Annotated in this window: 1 protein-coding gene; it reads right to left on the bottom strand. The window is 37.8% G+C overall.

The genetic code is table 11. The features are described from left to right. On the bottom strand, nt 1–439 hold a 439-nt coding region (locus tag K0039_RS25490; RefSeq protein WP_228106918.1), incomplete at both ends, for an ATP-binding cassette domain-containing protein.

The following is a 439-nucleotide window of genomic DNA, read 5'->3' as shown; positions in this document are numbered from 1 at the left end:
AAGCGTTAGCATCAAAGATATGATAAGCCAACGCTTCTCTCCATAACTTACCGTGTAAGTCCTTTTACGTCTTATTTTATCATAGCGAATGAAAAAATTATCATTCCATTTATGATTAAGCTCTGTCCATGCCTGTTTTTTAGTTAACTTATTGAAGCAGCAAATCAAATCAAGAACCTCCTCATTCCTTAGTGTACCTGAAAGATTTATGACTTGAGGTAGACTTACTAATTCTCCACCAGAGAAATTTCGCTTGAGGGTCCCTTCATAATTACTGACTCCGCCCCTGATAAGGTTAAAAAGAGTGGTCTTCCCGGCTCCATTTTCTCCAAGCAGACCTATCAACTCTCCCTGCTCAATCTTAAGCGACAGATTATTGAAAACAGGGGGTAAATTTACTTTATATGAAAAGCTCAGAGAGTTGATTTCTAAAAGAGGT

The sequence above is a fragment of the Terrisporobacter mayombei genome, assembly GCF_020748465.1.
GTDB lineage: Bacteria > Bacillota > Clostridia > Peptostreptococcales > Peptostreptococcaceae > Terrisporobacter > Terrisporobacter mayombei.
The sequence above is the reverse complement of the archived record's forward strand: the minus strand, read 5'-3'. Positions and strand labels throughout refer to the sequence as shown.